Annotated in this window: 21 protein-coding genes; 7 read left to right on the top strand and 14 right to left on the bottom strand. The window is 54.4% G+C overall.

From position 1 onward, the window contains the following. The first annotated feature begins 90 nt into the window (after positions 1-90). Positions 91-1,629, top strand: coding sequence for a cellulase family glycosylhydrolase (locus VMF88_13425; GenBank protein HTY12056.1), 1,539 nt, complete (start codon positions 91-93; stop codon positions 1,627-1,629). A 71-nt stretch (positions 1,630-1,700) separates the two neighbouring features. Here the strand turns inward: VMF88_13425 and VMF88_13420 are convergent, their stop codons facing one another. Then, a complete protein-coding gene (locus VMF88_13420) occupies positions 1,701-2,471 on the bottom strand; it encodes a hypothetical protein (GenBank protein ID HTY12055.1) in 771 nt (256 codons plus the stop codon). 2 nt (positions 2,472-2,473) lie between these two features. Beyond that, positions 2,474-3,547 carry a glycosyltransferase family A protein gene (locus VMF88_13415; GenBank protein ID HTY12054.1) on the bottom strand — a complete coding sequence of 358 codons (1,074 nt, stop codon included), beginning with the start codon at positions 3,545-3,547 and terminating at the stop codon, positions 2,474-2,476. Between the two features lie 160 nt (positions 3,548-3,707). On the opposite strand from VMF88_13415, the gene VMF88_13410 reads away from it, so the two are divergent. From VMF88_13410 to VMF88_13385, 6 genes are all read left to right on the top strand, one after another. Continuing rightward, complete coding sequence (locus VMF88_13410; protein ID HTY12053.1) at positions 3,708-4,181, top strand: pyridoxamine 5'-phosphate oxidase family protein; 474 nt, start codon at positions 3,708-3,710, stop codon at positions 4,179-4,181. A gap of 20 nt (positions 4,182-4,201) precedes the next feature. Further along, positions 4,202-5,155 carry a hypothetical protein gene (locus tag VMF88_13405; GenBank protein ID HTY12052.1) on the top strand — a complete coding sequence of 318 codons (954 nt, stop codon included), beginning with the start codon at positions 4,202-4,204 and terminating at the stop codon, positions 5,153-5,155. A gap of 249 nt (positions 5,156-5,404) precedes the next feature. Next, entirely contained in the window at positions 5,405-5,749 is a 345-nt protein-coding gene (locus VMF88_13400) for a TfoX/Sxy family protein (protein HTY12051.1), read from the top strand. Between the two features lie 10 nt (positions 5,750-5,759). Next, positions 5,760-6,779, top strand: a complete 1,020-nt coding sequence (locus VMF88_13395; GenBank protein ID HTY12050.1) for a zinc-binding dehydrogenase — start codon at positions 5,760-5,762, stop codon at positions 6,777-6,779. 172 nt (positions 6,780-6,951) lie between these two features. Then, entirely contained in the window at positions 6,952-7,506 is a 555-nt protein-coding gene (msrB, locus tag VMF88_13390) for a peptide-methionine (R)-S-oxide reductase MsrB (protein ID HTY12049.1), read from the top strand. A gap of 17 nt (positions 7,507-7,523) precedes the next feature. Further along, positions 7,524-8,090 carry a dihydrofolate reductase family protein gene (locus VMF88_13385; protein ID HTY12048.1) on the top strand — a complete coding sequence of 189 codons (567 nt, stop codon included), beginning with the start codon at positions 7,524-7,526 and terminating at the stop codon, positions 8,088-8,090. 192 nt (positions 8,091-8,282) lie between these two features. Here the strand turns inward: VMF88_13385 and VMF88_13380 are convergent, their stop codons facing one another. The 12 genes from VMF88_13380 to VMF88_13325 form a co-directional block, all read right to left on the bottom strand. Continuing rightward, positions 8,283-9,710, bottom strand: a complete 1,428-nt coding sequence (locus VMF88_13380; protein HTY12047.1) for a glutamate synthase subunit beta — start codon at positions 9,708-9,710, stop codon at positions 8,283-8,285. Between the two features lie 156 nt (positions 9,711-9,866). Next, positions 9,867-10,496, bottom strand: a complete 630-nt coding sequence (locus VMF88_13375) for a hypothetical protein (protein HTY12046.1) — start codon at positions 10,494-10,496, stop codon at positions 9,867-9,869. Positions 10,497-10,806: 310 nt separating this feature from the next. Further along, positions 10,807-11,592: a C1 family peptidase gene (locus tag VMF88_13370; protein ID HTY12045.1), complete on the bottom strand. Its 786-nt coding sequence runs from the start codon at positions 11,590-11,592 to the stop codon at positions 10,807-10,809. 379 nt (positions 11,593-11,971) lie between these two features. After that, positions 11,972-13,303 carry a thymidine phosphorylase gene (locus VMF88_13365; GenBank protein ID HTY12044.1) on the bottom strand — a complete coding sequence of 444 codons (1,332 nt, stop codon included), beginning with the start codon at positions 13,301-13,303 and terminating at the stop codon, positions 11,972-11,974. Positions 13,304-13,306: 3 nt separating this feature from the next. Next, the gene (locus tag VMF88_13360; protein HTY12043.1) at positions 13,307-13,945 is read right to left on the bottom strand and encodes an HAD-IA family hydrolase; all 639 of its coding nucleotides are present in this window, start codon (positions 13,943-13,945) and stop codon (positions 13,307-13,309) included. Between the two features lie 121 nt (positions 13,946-14,066). Next, positions 14,067-14,252: a hypothetical protein gene (locus VMF88_13355; GenBank protein ID HTY12042.1), complete on the bottom strand. Its 186-nt coding sequence runs from the start codon at positions 14,250-14,252 to the stop codon at positions 14,067-14,069. Next, positions 14,242-14,799 carry an NUDIX hydrolase gene (locus VMF88_13350; protein HTY12041.1) on the bottom strand — a complete coding sequence of 186 codons (558 nt, stop codon included), beginning with the start codon at positions 14,797-14,799 and terminating at the stop codon, positions 14,242-14,244. The genes VMF88_13355 and VMF88_13350 overlap by 11 nt, the downstream gene beginning before the upstream one ends. Beyond that, the gene (locus VMF88_13345) at positions 14,799-15,920 is read right to left on the bottom strand and encodes a mechanosensitive ion channel family protein (protein ID HTY12040.1); all 1,122 of its coding nucleotides are present in this window, start codon (positions 15,918-15,920) and stop codon (positions 14,799-14,801) included. Before VMF88_13345 ends, VMF88_13350 begins: the two co-directional genes overlap by 1 nt. A 15-nt stretch (positions 15,921-15,935) precedes the next feature. Then, positions 15,936-16,511 carry an orotate phosphoribosyltransferase gene (gene pyrE / locus VMF88_13340; protein ID HTY12039.1) on the bottom strand — a complete coding sequence of 192 codons (576 nt, stop codon included), beginning with the start codon at positions 16,509-16,511 and terminating at the stop codon, positions 15,936-15,938. An 80-nt stretch (positions 16,512-16,591) separates the two neighbouring features. After that, complete coding sequence (locus VMF88_13335; protein ID HTY12038.1) at positions 16,592-16,918, bottom strand: tetratricopeptide repeat protein; 327 nt, start codon at positions 16,916-16,918, stop codon at positions 16,592-16,594. Positions 16,919-16,933: 15 nt separating this feature from the next. Next, positions 16,934-17,212, bottom strand: a complete 279-nt coding sequence (locus tag VMF88_13330) for a 4a-hydroxytetrahydrobiopterin dehydratase (GenBank protein HTY12037.1) — start codon at positions 17,210-17,212, stop codon at positions 16,934-16,936. Between the two features lie 13 nt (positions 17,213-17,225). Further along, entirely contained in the window at positions 17,226-18,218 is a 993-nt protein-coding gene (locus VMF88_13325; GenBank protein ID HTY12036.1) for a radical SAM protein, read from the bottom strand. Positions 18,219-18,370 lie beyond the last annotated feature (152 nt).

Genomic DNA, 18,370 nt, shown 5'->3' with positions numbered 1-18,370 from the left:
TGGATTCGTTATCCTTAGCTTTGTATACCAGCAAATTGACCGCCGCATGAGATCCGAGGAGATTCTGTTAGATCATCGAATGAGGTATAAATGAAAACTAAATTTGTGGTTCTGACGTTCGCGCTTCTCTCCGCCGCATGGACCGCAAGCGCTCAGCTCTCTCCGCAACAAGCACTCAAGGGGATGATGCGCGGCATCAACATCGGCAACACGATGGAGCCGCCGACGGAAGGAGCATGGGGGAATCCGCCGGTCCAAGAGCGGGCGTTCGACGATTACAAAGGGGCTGGATTTACCGCCGTCCGGATCCCCATCACGTGGGACGCACATACGGACACGACAGCCCCCTACGCCGTTGACAGTGCGTGGATGGCGCGTGTAGAGCAGGTCGTCGACTGGGGATTAAAGCGCGGGCTCTTCATCATCATCAACGCCCACCATGAGACCTGGCTGAAAACATCCTTTACTGCGGCTCATATCGCCCGCTTCGACAGCATCTGGAGCCAGATCGCGGCACGCTTTGCGGACAGATCGGACAGCCTCATCTTTGAGATCATCAACGAACCATACCCCATGTCGCAAAAGAACGTCGACTCGCTGAATGCCATGGTGCTGAAGATCATCCGCCGCTCCAACCCGACGCGCATCGTCTCCTTTTCCGGCTACATGTGGTCCAATTCCGACCAGTTGGTAATCGCCGCCATTCCCGATTCCAGCGACAAGTATCTGATCGGCTACTATCACTCTTACGACCCGTACCCGTTCGGCCTCATCGGCACGGGGACCTACGGCAGCTTCTCAGACCTCCTCGCCACAAAGGCGAAATTCGATCAGGTCACAACATGGTCGGTCAGAAACAACATCCCCGTCGTGCTCGGTGAGTTCGGCTACATCGACACCGCAGACTATAATTCGCGTATGCTCGCCTACGGCACGGTCGTGGACCAGGCGCTGAACCATAACGTCGCCGCATTCGCCTGGGATGACGGCGGAGATTTCCCCGTTTATGACCGATATACCGAAGTCTTCAACGAGGTCAAAGATATTCTCATCCATGTCTCCCCGCAGTCGCCGAATGGGCTGAAGATCAGCCAGGGAGCGGGGCAATCCATACACCTTACCTGGACCAACCGAAACGCGGAGAGCGATAGCATTGTTGTCGAGCGGCGGTCCGGAAATAGCGGCTTCATCCGCATCGCGATGCTCCCCCCCGGCATTTCCCTTTTTACCGACTCGACCACGTCCGGCGGCGTCAGCTATTATTACCGGCTCAGCGTTACCCGGAGCGACTCGACGGAACTGCAATCGTATCCGATCACCTTCAAGCCGGCCGTCACGCTCGTGAATCCGGGCAGGGCGACCGCAGTTCGGTTTAATCTCTCGGACAACTACCCTAACCCGTTCAATCCGTCAACGATGATCGAATACTCGATCCCCGCCCGGTCGCGAGTGACTCTCCAGGTGTTCAATACGCTCGGGCAAAGAGTCGCGGAATTAGTGAACGGCGACGAAGAGGCCGGCACATACGACATGACCTTCGACGCAAGCGGTTTGGCTTCGGGGATGTACTTCTACAGGCTTCAGGCGGGAACGTTAGTGGAAACGAAAAAAATGCTTCTGTTGAGGTAGGCGGTCAAAGAATTATTATGCAGTGACCCCCGGGCGGTCAAATGCCCGGGGGTATTTATTTGATGGGATCGTCAAAAGTCTTTGCATTCACATCCCCCCTGCCACCATTCAAACGACCGAAGACGAACGCACAGAATGGAAATGCCACCTCCAACCGCGGCCGGATGGGCAAGAATTTCGAGCCCGATCAGATTATTGATGGCGACAGTGATGGAATCCCTGGAGTGTCCGAAATATGAATGATGCGTCGAGAGGAACTGATCGATCTCGAACGTATTCCCCAGCTCGACCTTCATCGGCAGGAGCGTTGCTTTCAACTCCCTTTCCCCGATCAGCGAAGTATCCTGACGTTTCAGGATGTTGATATCGTGGAATTCGAGCAGGTGGGAACTCGCAACGCCATTCTCGAAACCGAAGAACGCAACCGAAACATAGTTTCCTTTTATCCCCTCCGCAATAAGTCTTTCCACGACGCCGGTGTACGGCTCAAGAGAAGCAATTGCATCCGCTTTGAAGGACGATGCGATAGCGGCAAGAGTATGTCCCCTGCCGCACGCTCGCCGGGCAATTCTTTCGATCTGATTCTCTCCGTCGCTGAAGGGGATGGCGTTGCCGGAAATCGCAAAATAGACGCTGTCATTGCCGCGAAAGATCTTGCACCCGTAACCGACGCCGTTGAGCCTCTCCTTGTTATCGAATGACGTGAACTTGCTGTCAGCGCCGATGACGATGAAGTCGCGGGTGCAGTACGCAAAGACCGTCGTTCCCTGACGAGTCTGTCCGAAACAGACCGAGGAAACAAGGAGGATGTAAAAAGCTGAGATGTGAAAACGAATCTTCATATTCATCGCCTTAGGTAAGGATTATTTCGAAGCACTATCGCTTTGAAAAGTCTGTTTGCAGCGCGTAGATATTCCCAATTTCTTTTCGCCAGAAATGCGGCCCAATTCCCCAGAAGGGACCAAACAAAAAGCATTCTGTTCGCACCGGTGAACCTCGTGCTTCCATGCATGAAATACTGGAGCGCCAGCCCTCTTCTGTAGTACGATTCCGCGCCCGACAAGCGGTTCGCTTCCTCTTTGTGATGATAGACAGGGAGCTCCGTTAACACATGGATCGCCGGCAACTCGGGGAAATGAAGCGCGACTCCGTAATTATCGCCGATGCCGTTCGCATCGAGGAGTTCATCATAGGGGCTCGCAACCAGCCATTCCTTTTTGACGACACTCGCCCCCAACCCATAGAACGCCGTCGTAAAAACCGGCTTAGTGAATTGTGTGACAAGCGGCCACCCTGCCAGCGTGTACGAATTTCCCCTCGTTGCGTAAAAATGGGACATAAGAAGCAGAATCCATCCGCCGAAATACCCGGTTTCAGTTTTGTCGATGTCATACCAAACACTCTGCTGGAAAATGAATTTCCAGAATAATTCCCCTGCCGACGCGGCCGGATATTCGTATGCCCAATCTCCCTTTTCATTCTTCTCATACACCAACCCGGTGGCAATATTCGCTTTTGGGTTTTGGAGAAGGAATTCTTTGATCCTGGCGACATAGTCTTTTGGAAGCTCGAGATCGTCGTCGCAGAGAAAAATGTGAGAACCCGCCGATCTCCGGATGCCGATATTCCGCTGGACGCAAACCGCGGCGCCGGTTCGCACATAGATAATGTTCAATCGGGGAAAACTCTCTGCCGGATCATGCTCTTCACGACCGGTACTCCCGTCCACGACAATGACCTCATCCGGCAGCACGCTTTGCTGAGCCAGTGATCTCAAGATTCGATGCAGGCTTTCGCGCCGGTCGCAGGTCGGAATAACAGTGCTGATTGTGATCAATGCTTGGCGCAAGAACAATTGTGAAATGAAATTCCTTGACGCCTCAATATAATAAGATTCGTTGCGATAATCAGATCGCATTGCCGCAGTGAGAATCTTTCTTGATTCTCAATCAATAAATCTGTACCTACGAACACAAGGGGCGCGACGGGGCGGCTTGCGATGAAAATTCGTCCAACCCTTTCCCCCGCGAGGCAATGATAGTGTCACTAGACCGATGCATTGCAATAGAAGGGAATAAATGACGACGGCTGGGAACACGATGCGCCGGAGCGACCGGGCAATACAGAGTGAAGAAGCTAAGGACGTTCTGGAAAACGCAGAGTACGGCGTCCTCTCCATGGCTTCGCCGAACGGGGAGCCATACGGCATCCCCCTCAATTTCTGCCTGATGAACAATGCCATCTATTTTCATTGCGCCCCCGAAGGGAGAAAAATTGAACTGCTCCTCCGGAACAACGCCGTATCATTCTGCGTTGTCGGAGAGACCGAGGTGCTGCGCGATCAGTTTGCCATGAAGTACGAGAGCGTAATCGTATCGGGAAGAGCAGAGGACGTGACGGGGAACGAGAAGCAGTCGGCCCTCGAGGGCCTGGTCAAAAAATATTCGAAGGCGTTCTATGCCGAAGGAGCTGCAAAGATCAGCGCCGACATTGAAAAGACAAAAGTCTACAAGATCATGATCAATACTATCACAGGGAAGGCCCGCCGTTAGCGGTAAAGGGGGAGAAATCAATGGAATCTCGAGCTCGGCAAATTATCTGCCTGATGATCTCTGCCGCAATATTCGGCTGCACAACTAACACTTCGCCGGTCGGAGAGCCGGCGGCTCAATACACTAAAATCGGCGGATACGTGAGCACCATGCTGTCGCCGGCCAGCTCGCCGTATCTGGTGCAAAGCAGCCTGATCGTCGATTCATCCAGCACCTTGATCATCGACGCCGGAACACAGATCTATTTCGAGGACACGACCGGCATCATCGTGTACGGTAAACTGTTGTGCCAGGGAACCGTCTCACAGCCGGTCCTTCTTACACCGCTGAACACATCGTGGAAAGGGATACAAATAACCCGGTCGTTTTTCACTTCGACCCTGAGTTTCGTCGTCATGGAGAAAGTCGACGTCACGGCCCCTGCCGACTCTGAGCGGAACGGGGCCATCGACATTTCAAACGCCGACGTGATCGTCACGAATTCGATCTTCAGAAATAATAGATCGACGAACGGCGGTGCGCTTTCCCTCGTCAACTCCCGGTCCAGCGTGACGAACAGCATCTTTCTGAGCAACCATGGAGCGGTATTTGGGGGAGCGGTCTTTTCTGCCTCCTCATCCAACACGATCGTCAATAACACCTTTTACGAAAACTCGACGGACAACTACGGAACCGCACTCGTGCTGATGTCTCCTGTTTTGGACGATGTCGAGAACAATATTTTCAACTCTAACACGGGGAGGGTCGGCGACTCGGGAATAGCACTCTTGCAGACCGATTCAACCCATTACACGATCGCCTATAATTTTGAGCAATTCAACGGGAACAACCCACAATTCGTCTCGGAAACGGATCTCCATCTCTCGACGACATCCCCCTGCATCAACGCCGGCGATCCGCTGCCGCAATTCAACGACATGAACGGAACGCGGAACGATCAGGGAGCGTACGGCGGCCCGCTTGGCAACTGGTGATCATAAAGAAATCGCGTATCAACGACGAGCCCGGCCGCGAGCGCCCGGCCTTTGCATTTGCCTTTCTGTGGCCGGAGCGGTAGATTTGCGTAATGCCGTGGCGGAATTCTTCCGATTATTATTCTACCGACCAACAATTATCAGTACGCAGCCGGTTGGGAAAAATCCCCCTTTACTTGTCCGACAGTTCGGAAACCTCCGGATTGCTCACCTCGATCATTCATCATTCAACTTAAACACGGGACGGCAATGGCATACGACGAGCATCTTGCGGAAAGAATCAGAAAAGCTCTTGCCCACCTTCCCCGGGTTCGGGAAAGGAAGATGTTTCGCGGCATAGCATTCATGGTCAACGGAAAAATGTGCGTCACCGTCGGTCACAACGAAATGATGTGCCGCATCGACCCCGCCCTTCACCACTCGGCTCTTCAACGAAAGGGATGCCGGACGATGAGAATGAGAGGGCGAGAATACATCGGCTGGGTCCTTGTTTCTGAAGAAGGGATGAAAACAAAAAAGGATTTCGATCATTGGATCTCCCTGTCGTTGAGTTTTAATCGATACGCCAAGACATCCAAAAAGAAAGATAAATGAAAGGAGCCCTGTGGCGGAAATAAGACACAAGACGATCCCGACAATGCGGGCCGTCATGCTGACGGCCAAAGGAGGTCCCGATGTTCTCAGAGTGGTCGAGGTGCCGATGCCGGTTCCCGGCCCGGGAGAGGTCCGAGTCAAAGTACTGGCTACGGGCGTCGGTGCAACGGATGTTACCATGCGCCGCGGCTCGTACATTTTCGCGCCGCGGATCCCGTTCATCCCCGGCTACGAATCGATCGGCATCGTCGATGCAGTAGGCAAAGATGTCGCTTCTTTAAAAGAAGGGGACCGTGTCTGTGCCCTGTTGGTGTATGGAGGATACGCGGAATATGTGGTGCGGGGGGCCGAGCACTGGATCAAAGTACCGTCCGGCCTGAGCGATCTTGCCGCTGTCTCGCTCGTGCTGAATTATGTCACCGCATTCCAGATGATCCGGCGAAAAGCCCGCCTGCAGCCCGGACAGTCCGCGCTCGTCAACGCCGCGAACGGCGGGGTCGGTCAGGCATTGCTCGATCTGCTCCGCGCGCTTGGCATTTCGGCAATCGGCGCAGCGGCGCAGGCACATCATGAAATTGTCTCTTCCTACGGCGCGATACCGATTGAAGGACGCTTCGCACCGCTCGATGACGGCGTTCATCGGGTTCGTCCGCAAGGAGTGGATGCGGCCTTCGACGCGGTCGGCGGCAGAGCGACCGGCGAATGCATCGCTTCCACCCGCAGAGGGGGTACGACGGTATGGTACGGTTTCGTCGGCGCCAGAAAAACCTCCGAACTTGTTCATTCTTATGCTTCGCTTTTTATAGGAAGTCGGTTGAAAAGGCGGCGCGGCACATTTTATGGGATCACCATGTGGTACCGAAAAGACCCTCTGCCATTCCGCGAAGATTTGCTGGAACTCTTCAGGCTTCTCCAGGAGAACAAGATCGCCCCCCGCATCGCACAGACATTCCCCCTGCTCGACGCCCGAAAGGCGAACGAGCGGCTTGAAGCGGGCGGAATCGAAGGAAAAATCGTCCTTGTCGCATGAGCATGCAAGGAACGAAGGGGGTCAAAATCAAGTTATAGGAAATTGGATCTCCGCCGCGCGAAGCTTCCATGAAGTTGCGCAGAGCCTCCTCTTTTCTCAAGCGCGCTTTTATCGCGCCGTATGATCGTTCACCGGACATCCGTTAAGCAAACGATGCGAAGGAGAGTCGTCAATGAGGCGGACAAAAATTCTGAGTATTGCGCTTGGCGCGCTGACGGCGTTATTGTCGGTTAACTGCAATACAAAATCCGAGGCAGCACTGATGGAAGACGAACAACAGAATAAAAATCCGTACTATTCGAGGACCGACACGACTGTTTTAAACCTCTCTAATGCCGCCTGGAAAAAAATTCTGCCGTCAAAGGTGTACGCCGTCGCACGGGAGAAAGAAACCGAATGGGCGTTTACCGGAAAATACTGGAACTTCGAAGGCATCGGCACGTACTACTGCGCCGTGTGCGGCAACAGACTCTTCAGGTCGGACTCGAAATTCGCGAGCACCTGCGGCTGGCCGAGTTTTTTTGAAACTGCCCGGCCTCAAGCCGTCCTATATCAGCGGGACTACTCGTTGGGGATGGAGAGAATAGAGGTCCTCTGCGGCCGCTGCGGAAGTCACCTCGGGCATCTGTTCGACGACGGACCGCCGCCGACGCACAAACGTTATTGTATGAACTCGATCGTGCTCGATTTCGTCCCCGACACGACCCAGCAAAAATCCAACGACTGAATTTCAAGGATGTATCTATGGGCCGACTCCTTGCCTTTAACTCGATCTCACTGGACGGATACTTCACGGATGCGAACGGAGATATGTCGTGGCTGTACAATCCCAAAAAGGACGAGGAGTGGGATGCGTACGTCGCCGGCAACGCCAGCGGCGACGGGGTCCTCGTTTTGGGGAGGGTCACCTACGATCTGATGAAAAAGTATTGGCCGACTCCGGCTGCAGTGGAGAACAATCCTGTCGTCGCAAAGCGGATGAACTCCGGACAAAAAGTTGTTTTCTCCAGAACCATAGAAAGTTCGGACTGGGAGAATTCAAGGTTTGTGAAGAACGACATGGCCGGAGAGGTCAGGAGGTTGAAAAACATGCCCGACGTCCACATGGCGATCCTTGGGAGCGGCAGTATCATCGCACAGTTGACGCAGGAGCGGTTGATCGACGAATACCAGTTCGTCATCACGCCGATGATCTTGGGGAGGGGGAGAACGATGTTCGATGGAGTCAAGGATAAAGTACAATTGAAGCTGACAAGATCACGTACGTTCTCCAACGGAAACGTCGTGCTCATCTACGTGCCGGCGTCGTAGCCGGAGGCTGGATCTTTTCGGCACTTCGGCGCGACGGGATCGCATTTCCCCGCTTCTTTCTATTTTCCGCGTTTTGAATTTCTGCACGCCAGGCGATCGTATATCGACATGCGCAACCTTAGAGGTCGCCCTGCAGAAATGCCGGAATGATGGCAATGTATGCAGAAAAGTCGTCCTGCAAAAATACCACGGTTATGTCCCCTGCATATACACATGGCATGCTGACGCTGCTTCACGGCCGTGACGCATGGCGCGTGCGACCAGACTCGCTCCTGTCATCGCATCCCCGGCGGCAAAGACACCGGGAACAGACGTCGCATACTGGGCGGCCTTGATGTTTCCCCATTCATCCAGAGCGACCTGCAGGCCGTTCGTCAATTGTCCATGTTCGACATGGACAAAACCCATGGCAAGGAAAACCAGGTCGACGTCAAGAGCAAACTCCGACCCGGCAATTTCATACATTTCCCTGCCGATCCCCTTTGCATCTTCCTTCCATCCAACCCGCACGAATTCTCCCCGCTCGACCTTCGTTCCGTCCCCTGAAAATCTCTTCGCTGAAACGGACCAATCACGATGACACCCCTCCTCATGCGACGATGAGTTCCGCAGGATCTTCGGCCAGTCGGGCCAGTCGGGATTGTACGGTTTGTCCCACTCCCGGGGCTTGGGCAGAATTTCAAATTGATACACCTCTTTGGCTCCCTGCCGCACCGCGGTACCAACGCAATCATTCCCCGTATCGCCGCCGCCGATGACAACAACGCTCTTGTTTTCCGCCCAGATGATCTCATCGCGCTTTTTCAGACCGGCGACGTATTTGTTCGAATGAGTCAGATACTCCATCGCCTGATGGACCCCGTCCAGCTCCGCTCCGGGAATATTCAATCCGCGCGCGCGGCCGGCGCCGGGAGTAAGAATGATCGCGTCGAATGTACTTCGCAGTTCATCCGCCGAAATGTTTTCTCCAACATTCACATTCGTCTCGAAGCGAACCCCCTCCTCTGTCATCAATTTTATTCGCCTGTCGAGAACCCATTTCTCAAGCTTAAAGTCGGGAATTCCGTATCGGAGGATCCCTCCGGCTTTATCCGATTTCTCGAACACCGTCACTGAGTCTCCAAGCTGGCGCAGTCTCTTTGCAGCGGCCAGGCCGGCAGGCCCAGAGCCGACGACGGCGACCCGTTTATGCGTTTCTTTATTGGGAAACTCCGGCACCACCCAGCCGTTCTCAAACGCGCGCTCGGAGACGAAGAGCTCGATCTGACGTATCGAGACCGCGCTGACGTTGATTGCCAGCGTGCAGGCGGCTTCGCAGAGTGCAGGACAGACGCGCGCCGTAATTTCGGGGAAACTGTTTGTCCATTCGAGCTGCTGGTATGCTTCGCGCCACTGGCCGCGGTAGACGAGATCGTTCCAGTTGGGAATGTCGTTGTGAAGCGGACAGCCGAGCCAGTGGCAGAACGGAACCCCGCATGCCATGCACCGGGCCCCCTGCTTCTTTATTTCTTCTTCGGTGAGAGGGTTGACAAACTCGTGATAGTCGTGGATCCGGTCGACGACCGGCCGGTATGTCGGATTGACGCGCGGATATTCGAGGAAACCGCCTGCTTTTCCCATTGTAATCGCCCCTTCTGAGATGTGAGTAAGAGAGTGTAGTCTGTTGTGAGTTAAACGTGCATCCGGCCATGACAGGCCGTCCCGCGAAAGCAACCAAGTCTTGAGGGAGTTTCAAAAATCCTATCAGCCGGCTTCACCCAACTGTGCCATTCGCGTTCACTGCTGCGATGGCGGAGCGGGCGCCGGCTGAGGAGGCTGGTCGGAAAATTGAAGACTCGACGTTACGACGATCTGTTCCTGCTCTACTCTCAGGTTCTGATTATAGGGCGTAATATAGACGGTCTTGGATTTGTCCCCCGGGAGCGTCACCAGCACGCTGGGTTGGACCGGCTGTGGTCCGGCGAATTCAAACTCGGGGCGGTAGAACTTCGAGATATCGACGTCGCCGAGGTGGATCTTTTTGCCGAAAATTTTCGTGTAAACTTCGAAGGACGCTTTCAGCACCTTGACCGAGATCCTGTTCGTCTCCTGATGGTATTTGATCTCCACCTCCCCGTTGGCCACCGATCCGTATGAAAAAAATCCGACCTTAACGCTCGCATCCGCGGCGAATGCCGCCGCATTCGGCTTCAGATCGATGTGCGCGTTCTTGACCTCCCAGGTATATTCTCCTTTGATTCCTAAAACGTCGTACGGCGCCTTTCCGCTGACCGGCCCGACAGCTGTAAGAAAACCGTTCAGCGTCGACTGGCGGACGATGACGATGGCGTCAGGCGGCTGGGCGTAAGAGACAAGAGCAAGAACGAAGGTAAGAAGAATGAGCGGATGGATCAGTTTCGTGTGCATTGCAGGTTCCGATCACCAGGAGAGCAGTCGACGCATTAATTCAACTATCTGCAAAAGTTTAAAAAATAAAACGATGAATGTCAATCATGTCACATTCCCGTCACTGAGATTCTGAACGGAGCGAATGGCGAAGGCATACGCCGAAACAGTCTCGCAAAGCCAATCCTTCGGGACCTCGGAGGTTCGTCCGCCTTCAGCGAGTCCGCCGGAGAGACATCGACACGAACTGAGTCGCCGCGAACCGACGGAGAGATCCGTCATTCTGAATCCGACGTTGAGCGAACGCATCGTGCGTTTGCCAATACCTGTCTCACTTCCTGATCGTCCAAAAATCGTCGGCCAAATTTCTGTTGGCAAGATAGTCGTACGGAATTGTAAAGTATCCTTGTTCTCCCCAGTCCTTTCCCCATGAATTACGGACGATGAAACGGCGGTCGCTGTCAGCGTACCCGATCCCCACTACGGCATGCCCTCCGACAGTACGCTCGCCGGGCAAAGGCATGTTAACAACGCCGGTTTGTGCGACTTTTTGCGACTCGAAGCTCTCGTAGACGGTGAAGCCGAAGACGAACGGGAATCCCTCCGCAAGACAGGTCCGCATTTCGTCAAGCGTCAGAATGCGGTGATACGAGGTGATGAGACGCTTTTTCGCCTCGGCATAGCATGCCGGCGTCGGCTTGTCCTCGAATTTTGAGATCACGTATGGCCACTTTTTCTCCGGACAAACTCCTTGTTTTGCGAGCGATTTTATGCCGTCACGTATTTGCGCCCCCGAATCGGACATGATGGTATGTTCGATCGCTCGCTCGTTAAAGTAGATGAAAAGCCGGCTGACATCGACAAGCGGCGTGCCGTTCTTCAATTCAATGAATTCAAGCGCCCCGGCAAGTGCATTCGCGGTGCAGCTGCCGAGTTCTCCCTGGTTCTCGACCGGCGGGCATTTTGAACGAAGATCGACCGACGCCGGGAGCGACGGAGGAACGGCGCGAGCCTGGCTGTACAAGAGATCCTGGTGGTCGGGAAGGTCCGGCACCCATCCATATCCTGGTTTTCGTCCCGCAGGTGCTGAAGATTTTTTTCGACGTTTAACGGCCATGGTCAATGCTCCCTTCTTTGACTTGTGTGGATGGAGTCGTAGCGGGCAAATGCAGTCTGATGCGATGCAGTAAAAATCCTCCCCCGCCGTTCAGGATTCACCGGAAAGATTCTTGGAGGATGCCCCGTGAGATGAGCAAATTCACGCGAAGATGCTCACTTGCCAAAAATTAGGACTTTTTGGAAGAATTGTCAAGAAAGGAAGGCCGTTGGCAGCGCCGAGAATCACATTCCACGCTCTATCCCAGACTCAGTTTGGGAGCGGCGTCGTCGACTTGTCTCTTGGCGGGAGACAACGGGAACGAGATCTGCTCCCTTCCCGATCGAGGATTGGGGACGAGAGAACCCTTCCCTCATAACCCCGGATGCGGGATCAATGATCAAATTTTGAAGGGGGAAATGCCGTTCTCGTCCACGCGGCTGATGATGAGCGTGGTTTGCTCAGGTTTTGTCTGGCCGACAGAAAATGCGGCGGCGATTCTTTTTGCTGCGGGATCGATCGATCGCTGGTTATCGGTGTATAACTTTGCAAGTATCTCCCCGGCTTTTACCGGATCACCGATTTTTTTTGAAAGGACAATTCCGGCCTTAGGGTCGATAACATCGTCAACCTTTGTTCTGCCGGCGCCGAGGTCGATTCCGGTGAGGCCGATCTCGAGCGGGTCGATTCCGGTAATAACGCCGGTACTCGCCGATGTGATCTCGCTTGAATATTTCGGCCGGCCATATTTTTCCGGGTGTTCAATGAAGGATGCATCTCCCCCCTGACGCTTCACGAGCTGGATGAATTTTTCATACGCCCTGCCGTTCCTTACGGCATCCTTGCATCGCTCGATGCCTTCGGCAAGCGTCTCAGCCTTCTTCCCCAGCACCAGCATCATTCCGCCGAGCACGTATGTCAATTCCATGACATCGGGGACGTCCCTGCCCCGCAGGCATTCGACCGACTCGACCACTTCAATCCAGTTGCCGACGGCGTAACCGAGGGGCTGATCCATGCTCGTGATAAAACCGATTGTTTTCTTCCCAAAACTATCGCCAATCTTTACCAGCGCGGCGGCGAGCGCGGCGGCCTTTTCATATGTCGGCATGAAAGCGCCCCGCCCGGTCTTGATGTCCAGCACGAGCGCATCGATCCCTTCCGCGAGCTTCTTGCTCATGATGCTTCCGGCAATCAACGGAATCGATTCCACGGTCGCGGTCACGTCGCGCAACGCGTACATCTTTTTGTCAGCGGGGGCGATCTCTTTTGTCTGACCGACCATCACCGCGCCTATCTCTGCGATCACGTTCTTGTAACCGGGGACCGATAACGACGCGCTGAACCCCGGAATCGATTCCAGCTTGTCGAGCGTCCCGCCTGTATGGCCGAGTCCATGTCCGCTGACCATCGGAACCGGTACGCCGCACGCCGCGACGATCGGCACCAGAGGAAGAGAGATCTTATCGCCGACGCCGCCGGTGGAATGTTTATCGACTTTGAGCCCCGGGATCGCAGAGAGGTCGACAACTTCCCCGGAGTGAAGCATCAGCCGGGTGAACTCGCGCGTCTCCTCCGCATTCATTCCGGAAAAATACGTCGCCATCAGAAAAGCGGACATCTGGTAATCGGGAATGGTTCCTTTAACGAACCCGTCGATGAGGAATTGCAATTCATCGGGCGACAAAGCGCCGCCGTTTCTTTTTTTGCGGATCAGTTCGTTGGCTGTCATAGATCAGAGAAGCGTCAGTATCTGGGGAAACGTATCGACGATCCATTCAGGCTGCGCGGCGGTCATCTGTTCGCGCGTGCACGTGCCGTACGTCACGCCGCAGGTGGCAACGCCGGCATTTTTCCCGGTGAGAATATCCCGTTCGGTATCGCCGACCATGAGCGTTTCGTTCGCGGCCCACTGCTGCTCGCGAAGGATCTTGTTAAGGATCGCGGGATTCGGCTTGTGGGGCATGCCGTCGGTCCCCTGGAGCTGCGAGAAATATTCCGCGATGTCAAAATGGGTCAGAATCTTCTTTGTCGTTTCGCTCGACTTGATCGTCGCTGTCGCAAGATTGATCTTTTTAATGTGAAGGATTTCGATCGTCTCCTTGACGCCCGGGAAGAGTTTCGTCGTGTCAAGAGAACGGGGACGGTAATAATCGCGGTACATTATTGCCGCCTCGGGGATCCTTGGGTGGAGCCGGTCCGGCAGGAGGAGCGTGAAGGTTTCCTGCAGCGTCTTGCCGATATGGGGATAGAGATCTTCTTCCGTGTAATTTTGAACGCCAAGCTGCTGCAGAACCCACAATTGCGCACCGGCAATATCGCGCTTCGAGTCGAGCAGCGTCCCGTCGACGTCGAAGATGATGTTTTTGAGCATTGTGATTCTAGATTCTGACTTGTTCCAGGTTTTGAGCGTCAGGTAATAGGCGTTGGGTGCTGACACCGCGGTCGTGCGTCCTAAAACCTTGCTCACTGATCATTGTTGACTGTTCACTGAATCACATCTCCACCTTCACGGTAAATTTTCGTTTGCAGCGGTTGCATTGCAGTTCAACGGTCACCCAGTTATTCCGTTCGTAGTATGCCATTTCCGCCAGTTCCCCGTCGCATGAAGCCGAGATGCAGCGCTTCAGGTCGACCCGGTAGGCCCGGTTCTTCGGCTCTTTCGACGGCTCATGTTCCATGGTGATTCTTCCTTCGGAGCAAACGTTCGCCGAGAAATATGCCGGCGATCGTCTTTCCGTCCGCAATCTCCCCCCGCTCGGCCATTGCGATCGCTTCGTCGAGCGGAACGCGGAGAAGTTTCATAGTCTGTTCCCCCTCTTCCAGCGCCTGTCCCTGGGGGGAGAGAGAAAGATCCTGTGCCATGAAAATATGGAGCCGTTCGTTGCAGAATCCCGGCGTCGTCATGAGGGTGGTCAGCTTTGTCCATCGGTTTGCGAGATAACCCGTTTCTTCCCGAAGTTCGCGCTCGGCGCAATGCTGGGGGTCTTCCTTGCCGTCGAGCTTCCCCGCCGGCAATTCAACCACCTCCGCGCCGATCGGGTACCTGAATTGTCTGACCAGCAGAATATCGTTGTTCTCGAAGACCGCGAGCACGACGGCTCCCCCCGGATGCTGGATGATTTCCCTGACGGCCGGATTCCCCGAGCTGTACTTCCCATGGTCGACGACCAGGGTGACGATCCTCCCCGAGTAGATTTTTTCGGTTCGCAGAAGTTCAAATCCCATCAGCGCCTTCTTTCTTTGATATGGACAACCTGCTGCGGAACGGCAAACTCCACCTTCGCTTTCATGAGCGCTTCGTATGCCTGGACGCGGAGTTTTTCTGCTGCCGGCCCCTGTTCGCTGAATGATCCAACGCGGCAAAACAGTTTGAACTGAATCCCCGCCGGATCAAGCTTCATAAGGTTCACTTCCGGCGGCGGCATTTTCAGGACATCGGAATGCGAACGGGCAAGGTCGAGCAGAATTTTTTTCACCTTAGCGACGTCCGAACCGTACGCGACGGTCACTTCGACGATCACCCGGATCGCAGGGGCGGGGAAAGAATAATTCACGATGCGCGTTTTGATCAGTTCGCTGTTCGGAACGATGAGCAGATTGTTGTCCGCGTCGACGATCCTGGTGCTCCTGAGGCCGATCTCGAAAATGTCCCCTTCTTCGCCCGTCGGGATCTTCACCCGATCCCCCTTGCGGAACGGCCGGTCGAGCATGATCACAAAGCCCGAGATCATATTGGAGATCGTCTCCTGCGCCGCCAGGCCGACGGCAAGGGAACCAACGCTCAGAAGCGCCAGCAGACTCGAGATGTTCTGTCCGAAGTGGTCGAGGACGATGATGACCGCGATGACCCCGACGATGATGTTCACAAACCGGTTGACGAGCGGGGCGAAGGCAAGGTCGAAATTCGACGATTCTTTTTCGGCGACCGAATGGAGCGCGTGCCGGATGAGGGTGTCGGCGACCTTGACCCCCAGTGTCGTCAAGACAACCGCCATCAGCACATAGAGGGCCGCGTTGGAGTATTCGAGGAATTTCAGGAACGACGTGTTGCCCGCATCGAGCCCTTCGCTGAGTTCGCGGAGACCGAAGTACATCCCCAGGATCGCACTGATCGACATCACCCGTTCAAGGATGATCTCGAGGATCTCGTCGTCGATCGCGGTCTTGGTGAAGGTGAAAATTCTTCGTCCGATGCTTTCCAGGAAAAATTTTATCCCCTTGCCGAGGATGAGGATGAGCAGAAAAAGAATGAAGCCGGCAACGGTGTGGAACAACAGGCCGGTGCCGAAAACTGCCTCGAGTTTTTTCAACAACGTATCGCTGATGACAACGAGAAATGATTTCATGGGAACACGTGCGGGTTATTTTCTGCTTCCCGGTTTTATCGCCGGAGTTCCTTCTTTGCAGAGCGGACATGCATCCGGCGCGTAGGTGACGACATCCATCTGAAGGACGGAAAACGATTCGGCGTTGAACGTCGTTTTGCCGCTGCTCCGGTCGACAATGTAACCGACGCCGGCAAGCACCGCACCGGCCCTTTCAACAAGTCCGATGATCTCCTTCACCGAGCCGCCGGTCGTCACGACATCCTCGACGACGAGCACGCGTTCCCCTTTCATTATTTCGAAGCCGCGGCGAAGCGTCATGACATTGTTTTCCCTCTCCGCAAAGATCGTGCGGGCTTCGAGCATCCTGCCGACCTCGGTCCCGACCACGATGCCGCCGATCGCGGGGGAGATGACCAGTTCAATTCCGCTCTTCCCGAAATGCTTCGCGATCTCGCCGGCAAGGAGGTGAAGGTATTTGGGATGCTGGAGGACCTTTGCGCACTGAAAATAGTGCGGGCTGTGAAGCCCCGAAGTGAGCAGAAAATGTCCGTCGAGCAGTGCGTTGGTCTCTCTGAAGATCCTGAGGATATCATCGTTGGGAAGTTTCATGAAGGGTTGGTGCTAAAAGGTGAGGTAGTGATTCTTTCTTTAAAAGTTTTCCTTTTTAATCTTTACGATGTAACAAGCTATCACCATTCATCCTCGATCTCCTCGAGTTCTTCTTCCATCTCGGTCTTTTCATGAAGATCGTTCGTTTCCGTTGCGAGCTCTATCCCCTGCCGGTAGATCTTTTTTGCTCCGGCCGTATTGTTCGTTTTGGAATAGAGGCGTCCGAGCTGGTGATACGCCGCCACGTACCGGGCGTCGCGTTTCAGTAAATCCTCGAGCGCGGCGATCGCATTTTTGGGTTCGCCAAGACCGACGTACTCCAGTGCGAGCGCATACCGGGAGAAGGAATCGTCGGGGTCCTTGGCGAGCAGCTCCGTCAGCGCCTTGATCCGTTCCTGATTGTTCATGAGTTCGGGCGCCTCTTATGCCAGCGAGTTAATTTGCTGCGCCAATGCAAAATCCTTGGCGGTGAGTCCCCCCTCGCTGTGTGTGGAAAGACTCAGCGAGACCTTATTCCAGCGGATATCGATGTCGGGATGGTGGTTCATTTTTTCCGCAAGCAAGGCGACCGATTGCACAAACCCCATGGCGCGTGCAAAGTCCTTATGGACGAACAACTTGTGAATTTCGTCCCCCCGGCGTTTCCACCCCTTCGTCGATTTCAATTCACCGGCAATCTGCTTTTCCGTCAACAAAGCCATCTCTTCGCCTCCTTCACGCTTCTACTTTGAACGGTTCCAGCCTGTCGCTGAAATCAGGCCGGTAGTAATCCTGGCTTTCAAATTCCTGCGCCCACCCGTTTTCGAACCCGAGTTTATCCAGAAGAGCCAGCACTTTGTTGTACTCGCTTTCACGGATGCGGCGGTCCAGCAATTCTGTCGTCAGCGCTTTGTGCGTCGGATAGTACTGCGACATGACGCTCAAGGTCACCCGATTATCCAGCTCTCCCGCAATCCACCGCAAGGTCTCTTCGGAAGTGGCAATATCATTCGGCAGCACAAGATGGCGGATGATCAACCCTCTGTTGACCAGCCCGTCGTCGCCGTACACGAGCTCGCTGCCGACCTGACGGTGCATCTCCGAGACCGCAGCGCGGGAAATTTCGGTGTACGACTTCACCTTCGAATACTTGTATCCAAAATCGTCGTCGCTGTATTTCAAGTCGGGGAGGTAAATATCAAAAATACCGTCGAGGAGCTTCAGCACTTCGACGGAATCATAGGCATTGGTGTTGTAGATCAACGGGAGACGGAGCCCTTGAGGAATTGCGATCGCAAGGGCGCGAACGATCTGCGGAACAAAATGCGTGGGGGAAACAAATCCGATGGCATGAACTCCTTTCGCCTGAAGCTCGAGCATCATTTCCGCCATTTGATCGAAGGATCTCTCGTTCATCCGCTCGGCCTTCCAGTTCTGGCTGATCTGAAAGTTCTGGCAGTAGACGCAGCGGAGATTGCAGTTCCCGAGAAAGATATTCCCCACCCCGTTCTCGCCGCCAAGCGCCGGTTCCTCGCCGAAATGCTGGCAATACGACGAAACGATCGGAAGATAGCCGGAATAGCAGCGGGCGAGTTCGTTCTTCAGGCGGTTGTTGCCGCAATCATGGGGACACACTGTGCAGAACTCCAGCATGGCCTCGAGCCGCTCCAACCGCCGCTGGAATTCGCCCGACTCAAAGAGGGGGATGTACGATGGAATAAATGTCATTCGCCTACATTAGTGGTGCAACAATATAAAAAAAATCGAAAAGGAATTCCAGAGGGGGAGCGCAAATCTATTTCAGTGCTGACCGGATTATCTCCAGAAGCTCTTTCAACAATCTGTCACGCTGTCCTTCGTCTCCCGGCGCGATAAAACCG

The organism is Bacteroidota bacterium (assembly GCA_035506275.1).
Taxonomy (GTDB): Bacteria; Bacteroidota; Ignavibacteria; order UBA10030; family UBA8401; genus JAGVPT01.
This window is presented reverse-complemented; position numbering and strand designations above follow the sequence as displayed.

Coding starts and splice junctions, on each gene's coding strand:
- VMF88_13425 (HTY12056.1), top strand. CDS start 91: ATGAAAACTAAATTTGTGGTTCTGACGTTCGCGCTTCTCTCCGCCGCA.
- VMF88_13420 (HTY12055.1), bottom strand. CDS start 2,471: ATGAAGATTCGTTTTCACATCTCAGCTTTTTACATCCTCCTTGTTTCC.
- VMF88_13415 (HTY12054.1), bottom strand. CDS start 3,547: ATGCGATCTGATTATCGCAACGAATCTTATTATATTGAGGCGTCAAGG.
- VMF88_13410 (HTY12053.1), top strand. CDS start 3,708: ATGACGACGGCTGGGAACACGATGCGCCGGAGCGACCGGGCAATACAG.
- VMF88_13405 (HTY12052.1), top strand. CDS start 4,202: ATGGAATCTCGAGCTCGGCAAATTATCTGCCTGATGATCTCTGCCGCA.
- VMF88_13400 (HTY12051.1), top strand. CDS start 5,405: ATGGCATACGACGAGCATCTTGCGGAAAGAATCAGAAAAGCTCTTGCC.
- msrB (HTY12049.1), top strand. CDS start 6,952: ATGAGGCGGACAAAAATTCTGAGTATTGCGCTTGGCGCGCTGACGGCG.
- VMF88_13385 (HTY12048.1), top strand. CDS start 7,524: ATGGGCCGACTCCTTGCCTTTAACTCGATCTCACTGGACGGATACTTC.
- VMF88_13380 (HTY12047.1), bottom strand. CDS start 9,710: ATGGGAAAAGCAGGCGGTTTCCTCGAATATCCGCGCGTCAATCCGACA.
- VMF88_13375 (HTY12046.1), bottom strand. CDS start 10,496: ATGCACACGAAACTGATCCATCCGCTCATTCTTCTTACCTTCGTTCTT.
- VMF88_13370 (HTY12045.1), bottom strand. CDS start 11,592: ATGGCCGTTAAACGTCGAAAAAAATCTTCAGCACCTGCGGGACGAAAA.
- VMF88_13365 (HTY12044.1), bottom strand. CDS start 13,303: ATGACAGCCAACGAACTGATCCGCAAAAAAAGAAACGGCGGCGCTTTG.
- VMF88_13360 (HTY12043.1), bottom strand. CDS start 13,945: ATGCTCAAAAACATCATCTTCGACGTCGACGGGACGCTGCTCGACTCG.
- VMF88_13355 (HTY12042.1), bottom strand. CDS start 14,252: ATGGAACATGAGCCGTCGAAAGAGCCGAAGAACCGGGCCTACCGGGTC.
- VMF88_13350 (HTY12041.1), bottom strand. CDS start 14,799: ATGGGATTTGAACTTCTGCGAACCGAAAAAATCTACTCGGGGAGGATC.
- VMF88_13345 (HTY12040.1), bottom strand. CDS start 15,920: ATGAAATCATTTCTCGTTGTCATCAGCGATACGTTGTTGAAAAAACTC.
- pyrE (HTY12039.1), bottom strand. CDS start 16,511: ATGAAACTTCCCAACGATGATATCCTCAGGATCTTCAGAGAGACCAAC.
- VMF88_13335 (HTY12038.1), bottom strand. CDS start 16,918: ATGAACAATCAGGAACGGATCAAGGCGCTGACGGAGCTGCTCGCCAAG.
- VMF88_13330 (HTY12037.1), bottom strand. CDS start 17,212: ATGGCTTTGTTGACGGAAAAGCAGATTGCCGGTGAATTGAAATCGACG.
- VMF88_13325 (HTY12036.1), bottom strand. CDS start 18,218: ATGACATTTATTCCATCGTACATCCCCCTCTTTGAGTCGGGCGAATTC.